6 protein-coding genes and 1 pseudogene are annotated in these 8116 nt (G+C 73.1%); 6 read left to right on the forward strand and 1 reads right to left on the reverse strand.

Translation table 11 applies throughout. The features are described from left to right. Positions 1 to 2: 2 nt before the first annotated feature. From glf to DZF91_RS18810, 4 genes are all read left to right on the forward strand, one after another. The gene (gene glf / locus DZF91_RS18795; RefSeq protein WP_117358760.1) at positions 3 to 1181 is read left to right on the forward strand and encodes a UDP-galactopyranose mutase; all 1179 of its coding nucleotides are present in this window, start codon (positions 3 to 5) and stop codon (positions 1179 to 1181) included. Then, entirely contained in the window at positions 1178 to 3163 is a 1986-nt protein-coding gene (locus tag DZF91_RS18800) for a glycosyltransferase (protein ID WP_117358761.1), read from the forward strand. The genes glf and DZF91_RS18800 overlap by 4 nt, the downstream gene beginning before the upstream one ends. Positions 3164 to 3267: 104 nt before the next feature. Next, a complete protein-coding gene (locus DZF91_RS18805; RefSeq protein ID WP_235834399.1) occupies positions 3268 to 4275 on the forward strand; it encodes an ABC transporter permease in 1008 nt (335 codons plus the stop codon). A gap of 1 nt (position 4276) precedes the next feature. Beyond that, on the forward strand, positions 4277 to 5059 hold the full coding sequence (locus DZF91_RS18810; RefSeq protein ID WP_117358762.1) for an ABC transporter ATP-binding protein: 783 nt from the start codon (positions 4277 to 4279) through the stop codon (positions 5057 to 5059). 56 nt (positions 5060 to 5115) lie between these two features. Here the strand turns inward: DZF91_RS18810 and DZF91_RS18815 are convergent, their stop codons facing one another. Beyond that, on the reverse strand, positions 5116 to 6597 hold the full coding sequence (locus DZF91_RS18815; protein ID WP_117358763.1) for a family 43 glycosylhydrolase: 1482 nt from the start codon (positions 6595 to 6597) through the stop codon (positions 5116 to 5118). Positions 6598 to 6671: 74 nt separating this feature from the next. On the opposite strand from DZF91_RS18815, the gene DZF91_RS18820 reads away from it, so the two are divergent. After that, positions 6672 to 7793 carry an alpha/beta hydrolase gene (locus tag DZF91_RS18820; RefSeq protein ID WP_117358764.1) on the forward strand — a complete coding sequence of 374 codons (1122 nt, stop codon included), beginning with the start codon at positions 6672 to 6674 and terminating at the stop codon, positions 7791 to 7793. Positions 7794 to 7874: 81 nt separating this feature from the next. Next, positions 7875 to 8116, forward strand: a pseudogene (locus DZF91_RS38985) (hypothetical protein); the annotation flags it as partial.

Below are 8116 nucleotides of genomic sequence, written 5' to 3' on the forward strand. Positions count from 1 at the left end.
ACGTGAACTTCGACCTCATCGTCGCCGGCTCCGGTCTGTTCGGGCTGACCGTCGCCGAACGCTGCGCCGCCGAGCTGGGACTGCGCGTCCTGATCGTCGAGCGCCGCGACCACATCGGCGGCAACGCCTACAGCGAGCCCGAGCCGGAGACGGGCATCGAGATCCACCGGTACGGCGCGCACCTGTTCCACACCTCCAACGAGCGGGTCTGGGAGTACGCGAACCGGTTCACCGCCTTCACCGGGTACCGGCACCGGGTGCTGACCACCTTCAAGGGCCGGGTCTACCCGCTGCCGATCAACCTCGGCACGATCTGCGCCTACTTCGGCCGCGCGTTCACCCCGGACGAGGCCCGGGCGCTGATCGCCGGGCAGGCGGCCGAGGTCACCGAGGTCGGCAACCTGGAGGACAAGGCCGTCTCGCTGATCGGACGGCCGCTCTACGAGGCGTTCATCCGGGGCTACACGGCCAAGCAGTGGCAGACCGACCCCCGCGAGCTGCCTGCGGAGATCATCACCCGGCTGCCCGTCCGCTACACCTTCGACGACCGGTACTTCAACGACACCCACGAGGGACTGCCGGTCGACGGCTACACCGCGTGGCTGGAGCGGATGGCCGACCACCCGAACATCGAGGTCAGGCTCGGCACGGACTTCCTGTCCCTGCGGGACGACGTCCTCGGCCGGGTCCCGGTCGTCTACACCGGTCCCCTGGACCGCTACTTCGACCACGCCGAGGGCGCCCTCGGCTGGCGGACGCTGGACTTCGAGACGGAGGTCCGCCCGACCGGCGACCACCAGGGCACCGCCGTCATGAACTACGCGGACGAGGACGTCCCCTACACCCGGGTGCACGAGTTCCGGCACTTCCATCCCGAGCGCACCCACTACCCGTCCGACCGGACGGTCATCATGCGGGAGTACTCGCGCTTCGCCGAGGACGGCGACGAGCCGTACTACCCGATCAACACCCCGGCGGACCGCGAACGGCTGCTCCGCTACCGCGCGCTCGCCGAGGCCGAGACCCGCCGGAACTCCGTGCTGTTCGGCGGGCGGCTCGGCACCTACCAGTACCTCGACATGCACATGGCGATCGCGAGCGCGCTGAGTATGTTCGACAACCGGCTGCGCCCCCACTTCACCCGAGGCGAGCCGCTCACGGCCGGAGGGACACGAGGATGACCGCCGAGACGAGGACCGACCTGCGGGTGGTGCACCGGGTCGTCATGCCGATGGACGACGACCAGGACATCCGGCGGCTCTACCTCGAAGGGGACCTGCGCGACCCGGCCGCCGCCGTCCCGGTGGCCGTCCCCGGCGCGGCCGGCGCCGGCGCCGAGGACTCCGAGTACGGCTCGCACTGGGACGGCGCGGACCGCGAGGAGGACGCCGACCGCCGCCGGGTGGTCGTGCCCGCCGGACGCCGCGTGTCGTTCCTGACCTACTTCAACGCCTTCCCCGCCGCCTACTGGCGGCGCTGGACCGACGCGGAGGAGGTCGTGCTCCGCGTCCGGGTCCGCGGGGACGCGACGATCCTCGTCTACCGGTCCAATTCCAAGGCCCACGCGCAGCGGCTGGAGGTCGCCCGCGTCCGGTCGGCCGAGGCCGGCGAGCACACCTTCGCGCTGCCGCTGAAGCCGTTCGTGGACGGCGGCTGGTACTGGCTGGAGCTCGCCGCCGGGGAGCTGCCGGCCGTCCTCGAGGGCGCCGAGTGGTGCGTGGCCACCGACCGTCCGCGCGGCCGGACGACCATCGGGATCACCACGTTCGACCGTCCCGACTTCTGCGTGAAGCAGCTCGCCGCCCTCGGGGAGGCCACCGAGCTGCTGGACTGCCTGGACGAGATCCTGGTCATCGACCAGGGCACCCGGCGCGTGGAGGACCACCCGGGCTTCACCGACGCCGCCAAGGCCCTCGGCGGACGGCTGCGGATCATCGAGCAGGCGAACCTCGGCGGCTCCGGCGGGTTCGCCCGCGCGATGGACGAGACCGTCCGCGCCGGGTCGTCCGACTACGTCCTGCTGCTGGACGACGACGTGGTCACCGAGCCGGAGAGCATCCTGCGCGCGGTGTCCTTCGCCGACCTCGCCCGAAGGCCGACGATCGTCGGCGGGCACATGTTCAGCCTCTACGACCGGTCGGTGCTGCACGCCTACGGCGAGACGCTGGCCGCGTACCGGTGGTTCTGGGGGCCCGCGCCGCACACCTTCCACGGCCACGACTTCGGCTACCACCGGATGCGCGAGACGCACTGGCTGCACCGCCGGATCGACGTGGACTACAACGGCTGGTGGATGTGCCTGATCCCGGTCTCGGTGATCCGCGAGATCGGGCTCGCCATGCCGATGTTCATCAAGTGGGACGACGCGGAGTTCGGCATCCGGGCCCGCGCCGCGGGCTTCCCGACCGTCTCCCTCCCCGGCGTGGCCGTCTGGCACGTGCCCTGGCACGACAAGGACGACACCGTCGACTGGCAGGCGTACTACCACGAGCGGAACCGGCTGGTCTCGGCGCTGCTGCACTCCCCCTACGACCGCGGCGGCAACCTGCTCAAGGAGAGCCTGTTCGTCTCCATCAAGCACGCGCTGTCGATGCAGTACTCGGCCGCCGAGCTGATGCTGTCGGCGATCGAGGACGTGCTGTCCGGCCCGGGGCACATGCACGCGACGCTGCCGACCAAGCTCGGCGAGATCCGCGAGCTGCGCCGCCGGTTCCCCGACGCGTCCTACCGCCCCGACCCGGAGGAGTTCCCCGTCGTCCGGCGGCGGCCACCGCGCCGGGGCCGGGAGGCGGCGTCCCCGGCCAGCCGCAGGGACATGTTCCAGACGGCGCTGACCAGCGGCCTGCGGCACCTGCGTCCGCTGCGGTCCGACGCGGCCGAGCACCCGCAGACGGTCGTCCCGCACATCGACCTGCACTGGTGGCGGCTGTCGCGGTTCGACAGCGCCCTGGTGTCGGCCGCGGACGGCACGGGCACCGCCTGGTACCGGCGCGACCCGGCCCGCTACCGGTCGATCCTGAAGCGCACCACCGCCCTGCACGCCCGGCTCTACCAGGAGTGGCCCCGGCTCGTCACCGCCTACCGCGCCGCGCAGCCCGCGCTGACCTCGCCGGAGAGCTGGCGCGAGACCTTCGCCGCCGGGGAAGGCCGCGACGGCTCATGACCACGGCCTCGCGGAACGCGGGCCCTCGGGATACCGGCCGTTCACCCGCGCTGCGCCTCGAACCGCCGAGGGGCGAGCCGGCGCGGAACGAGCCGGCGCGAGACATGCGCGACGCGCGGAACGAACCGCCGCGGGATGTGCGGGGCGGGCCGTCGCGCGACCGGTTGAACGAGCCGCCGCGCGACGGGCCGAGCGAGCCGCTGCGCGACGGGCCGAGCGAGCCGCCGCGGGATGTGCCGGACGTGCGTGAGCCGGTCGCGGCCGACGACGCCGAGCTGCGCAGTCCGGCGGGCGACGGCGGGCTGATGGAGGTCGTGCACCACCGCTACCTCCTGAAGCTGCTGCTGCGCCGCGAGCTGAAGGCCCGCTACAAGGGCTCGCTGCTCGGCCTCGGCTGGTCCTACGTCCGGCCCGCCGTGAACTTCGCCGTCTTCTACTTCGTCGTCGGCGTGTTCATGGGCATGGACAAGGTCATCAAGGACTTCCCGATCTACCTGTTCTCCGGGCTCGTCCTGGTGACGCTGTTCACCGAGACGCTGCAGGCCGCGACCCGCTCGGTGCTGCACAACGCGCCGCTGGTGCGCAAGGTGTACCTGCCGCGCGAGCTGTTCCCGTCCGCGTCGCTGCTGGTGTCCCTCGTGCACTTCGTCCCGGCGCTGGCGATCCTCGTGGTCGGGGCGCTCGGCTACGGGTGGCGGCCGACCCCGCTCGGCCTGGCCGGGGCGGTCGTCGGCCTGCTCATCGTGATCCTGCTCGCCCTCGGCCTCGGACTGCTCTGCGCCGCCGCGACCGTGTTCTTCCACGACGTGGAGCAGGTCGTGGACATCGTGATGATCACGGTGTCCTGGACGGTACCCATGGTCTACCCGTGGATCCACGTCCGCGACCACGCCCCGCACTGGGTGCTCCAGGTCTGGCAGCTCAACCCGCTCGTCTCGGCCGTCGAGCTCTTCCACCGGGCCTTCTGGGCGCCGCTCAGCGACGGCCGCGTCCCGGAGCCGCCGGCGCTCACCGCACGCACGGCGTCGGCGCTCGGCTGCGCGCTCATGTTCTTCTTCATCGGCGAGGCCGTGTTCGCGCGCCTGCAGAAGCGCTTCGCCCAGGAGATGTGAGATGACGTCCCTCGCGGAAGGCAAACGCCCCCCGGCCGGTCCCCCCGCCGTGGTCGTCGACGGCGTGAGCAAGCGCTTCACCCTCCGGCACGCGCGCTCCATCAAGGACATCACCGTCCGGCTGGCGCGGCGCCAGGCGCTCTCGGAGAGCTTCGACGCGCTGCACGACGTCAGCCTGACCGTGACGCGCGGCGAGACCGTGGCGCTGATGGGGCTGAACGGCTCCGGGAAGTCCACGCTGCTCAAGCTCATCTCCGGGGTGATGTCCCCCGACGTGGGCTCGGTGCGGGTGCGCGGCCGTGTCGCGGGCCTCCTGGACGTGGGAGCGGGCCTGCACCCCGAGCTGACCGGCCGCGAGAACGTCTTCCTGAACGGCGCCATCCTCGGCATGGGCGAGGCCGAGATCAAGCGCAAGTTCGACACCATCGTCGAGTTCTCCGGCGTGGAGCGGTTCCTCGACACCGAGGTCAAGTTCTACTCGTCCGGCATGTTCATGCGGCTGGCCTTCTCCATCGCCGCCCACACCGAGCCGGACATCTTCCTCATCGACGAGGTCCTCGCCGTCGGCGACCCGCCGTTCAGGGAGAAGTGCATCCGGCGGATCCGCGAGCTGCGCGACGAGGGCCGCACGATGCTCATCGTCGCCCACGACATCCCGATGCTCGTCCAGCTCTGCCACCGCGGCGTCATGCTCCGGCACGGCCACAAGGTCTACGACGGGGACGTCGCCGACGCCGGCTCGCTCTGGCAGGCGGACAAGAAGGCCGAGCGGGGCGCCCGCTGACGGACGGGGCGTGTCTCGGAGCCGCCCGCCCTACTGCGCGGGGCGTCCGCTGAGGGCTAGGAGACCTCGAGCCAGTCGAGGTCGGCGGAGCCCGTGGAGGCGGTCAGGCGGATGACGTTCCAGCCCGTCCGCAGGGTGACGGCCGCCGTGGCGTCGTGGAAGCCGTGCGACCGGTCGGCGGGGAGCGCGAGCGGCACGGGCGAGGCCCCGTTGACCAGGGCCGCCAGCGCGGCGGGGCCCGGGCCGCGGTTCACGTAGCCGACCCTCGCCTGGTACTCGCCCGCGGTGGGCGCGTAGATGTCCAGTTCGACGGACTTCCCGGGGCGGTCGAGGGTGCCGACCGTGGCGCCGCCCGACGCCCCGGCGACCTTGCGGCGGACGGCGACGCCGGTGAGGCGGCTCGACTCCGCCTCGTAGCGGACGGCGCTTCCGCGGACGACCGGGGTCCCGTTCGCCCAGCCGAGGTCCGCCATGTACATCGCGCGGACGAGCGGGTCGGCTCCCGGCGCCCGGAGGATGCCGTGGAAGACCAGGTGGGAGTCGGTGCCGTCGTGCACCACGTCCGCGCCGCCGGGGCCGGTGATCCGCCCCCGGTAGCCGGTCGTGGTCAGGAGGGCGCGGGTGCCGCGCGTGTAGGGGCCCGCGATGGACGGGGCGATCGCGTACCGGGTCTGGTACTCGCTGCTGTGGAACACGCCCGCCGCGTAGAAGAGGACGTACTTCCCGTCCCGGCGGACGAGGGCCGGGGCCTCCACGAGTTCCGGTTCGGCGGTGCTCTTCGTCAGGACGCGGACGGCGGCGCCCGTGCCGGCGAGGCCGTCCGGCGTGAGGCGCTGGACCCAGAGACCGCCCGGATCGCGCTCCCCGCCCTCCTGCTTGTAGAGCAGGTAGCGGGTTCCGTCGGTGTCCACGAACGCGGCCGGGTCGATCGTGTCGCGGCCCGCCCGGCAGACGAGGGGCGTGTCGCTCGCGGGCGTGTACGGCCCCGCGACGGAACCCGCGACCGCCACTCCCAGGCACTGCTTGCGGGACGCGCGGTCCTGCGCCGTGAAGTACAGCAGGTAGGAGCCGTCCGGCCGGGCGGACACGTCCGGGGCCCAGGTGCGCCCGCCCTCCGCCCACGCGGGCAGGGCGGGCAGCGCGTCGCTTCCCGTCCGCGTCCACGGACCGGTCGCGGACGGCGCCTCGGCCATCGGGATGTTGCGACCGCCGTCGTTGGTGGCGAAGGCGTGGTAGCCGTCCGCTGTCCTGATGACCGCGGGGTCGGGGAAGTTCGAGTCGATCAGCGGCGTGGTCGGCGGCCCGGGCGGCCCCTGGTCCGCCGGTGCGGACGGCGCCGGGGACGCGGTTGCGGACCGTGCCGCGGACGAGGCGCCGGGCCCGACGCGCCGGGCCGACTCCGCCGATCCCCCTCCCTCGGACACGAGGGTGCCGACGAGCGTGATCAGGGCACTGACCAGCGCGCCCAGCACCAGGACGGCGAGGGGGCGATCGGTGACCCGCCGGGACGGCGCGGGGGGATCTTCGAGGCTCCGCATGACAACCTACGGCAAACTAGCCAATCAACCCCGGTGTGGCGAAACGGGGTCCGCGGGTACCGGACGGAGGCGGCGTGGGACCGACGAGCGGCTGGCTGATCACCCTGCTGGTGATGGCGGCGGTGGGGGTGACGGGCCTGGCCGTCTGGCTGCTCCCGCGCGCGGGGGGCCGCGGACCGGCGGCGGTCGCCGTCCGGCTCGGGCTCGTGACGGCGAGCCAGGTCGCGCTGCTGCTGGCGGTCGCGGCCGGCATCAACGCCAACTTCCTGTTCTTCGTGAGCTGGACGGACCTGTTCGGCACGGCGGGCGGCACCGGGCAGTTCCGCGGCGCGACCGCCTCCGGGCCGGCCGCGACGCGCCCGCTGGAGCGCAGGGTGTCCCCCCTCGGCGCCGGCTCCGGGCTGCGGTCCGGGACGGTGGACGGGCAGCTGGAGGAGGTCACGGTCGCGGGCGTCCGGACGGGCATCCAGGCGCACGCGTTCGTCTACCTCCCGCGGCAGTACTTCGACCCGGCGGCGAAGAACCGCCGGTTCCCGGTGTCGCTGGTGCTCGCCGGGTACCCGGGCGACCCGCGCGGCATCATCAAGCGCCAGGGCCTGCTGCGCGACGCCGGCGCCGCGATGGCGAACGGCTCGGTCCAGCCGACCATCTACGTGATCATGAAGGCGACCGTGGTGCCGCCGCGCGACACCGAGTGCACCGACGTCCCCGGCGGTCCGCAGGTCGAGACCTACTTCTCCCAGGACGTCCCGCAGGCGGTGGCCGCCACCTACCGGACGGCGGCGTCCCCGCACGGCTGGGGGGTCATCGGGCAGTCCACCGGCGGCTACTGCGCGGTCAAGCTCGCGGTGCGCCACTCGGACCGGTTCGGGGCGGCGGCGTCGCTCGGCGGCTACCTGCGGTCCGTCCAGGACCCGACCACCGGGGACCTCTACGGCGGCAGCAGGCAGGTCCGGGACGAGAACGACCTCATCTGGCGGCTCGAGCACCTGCCGCCGCCGCCGGTGGCCGTGCTGCTGGCGCAGACCGAGCAGGGGCCCGACTTCGAGCAGGCCCAGCGGTACGCCGCGCTCGCCAAGGCGCCGCTGCGGCTCACCACGCTGTTCCCGAAGGACGGCGGCCACAACCTTCGAACGTTCCAGCGGCTCACCCCGGACCTGCTGAAGTGGATGAGCGGTCAGCAGCGCGTGGATTGACGCCTTCGCTGCGGGGCGTCCCGATATGATCCTGTCTGACCGGCCGCTGCCGGCCGGTCCCGCGCGGACCAGGAGATGAGTGTGGCACCCACGCCCCCGGCCGGAACCCCCGATGGCGAGCCGTCGGCGCAGCCCGACGGCGACGGCTCGGCACTGCCGCCGCCGAACTGGCTGACGGCGGGCGAGCAGCCGGACCTCCTGCTCCCCGACGACCTGCCCGCGCCGCCGCCTCCGCCGTCCGCACCGTCCCCGCCGTACGCCGCCCCGACGCCTCCGCCGTCGGCGACCGCGCCGGCTCCGCCGCACGCCGCGCCGCCAGGACC

Source organism: Actinomadura logoneensis (assembly GCF_003428695.1).
In the GTDB taxonomy this organism is placed as follows: domain Bacteria; phylum Actinomycetota; class Actinomycetes; order Streptosporangiales; family Streptosporangiaceae; genus Spirillospora; species Spirillospora logoneensis.

What these genes read in the sequence shown, in the direction of transcription:
- DZF91_RS18800 (WP_117358761.1), top strand. Translation starts at nt 1,178, where the DNA reads ATGACCGCCGAGACGAGGACCGACCTGCGGGTGGTGCACCGGGTCGTC.
- DZF91_RS18805 (WP_235834399.1), top strand. Translation starts at nt 3,268, where the DNA reads ATGCGCGACGCGCGGAACGAACCGCCGCGGGATGTGCGGGGCGGGCCG.
- DZF91_RS18810 (WP_117358762.1), top strand. Translation starts at nt 4,277, where the DNA reads ATGACGTCCCTCGCGGAAGGCAAACGCCCCCCGGCCGGTCCCCCCGCC.
- DZF91_RS18815 (WP_117358763.1), bottom strand. Translation starts at nt 6,597, where the DNA reads ATGCGGAGCCTCGAAGATCCCCCCGCGCCGTCCCGGCGGGTCACCGAT.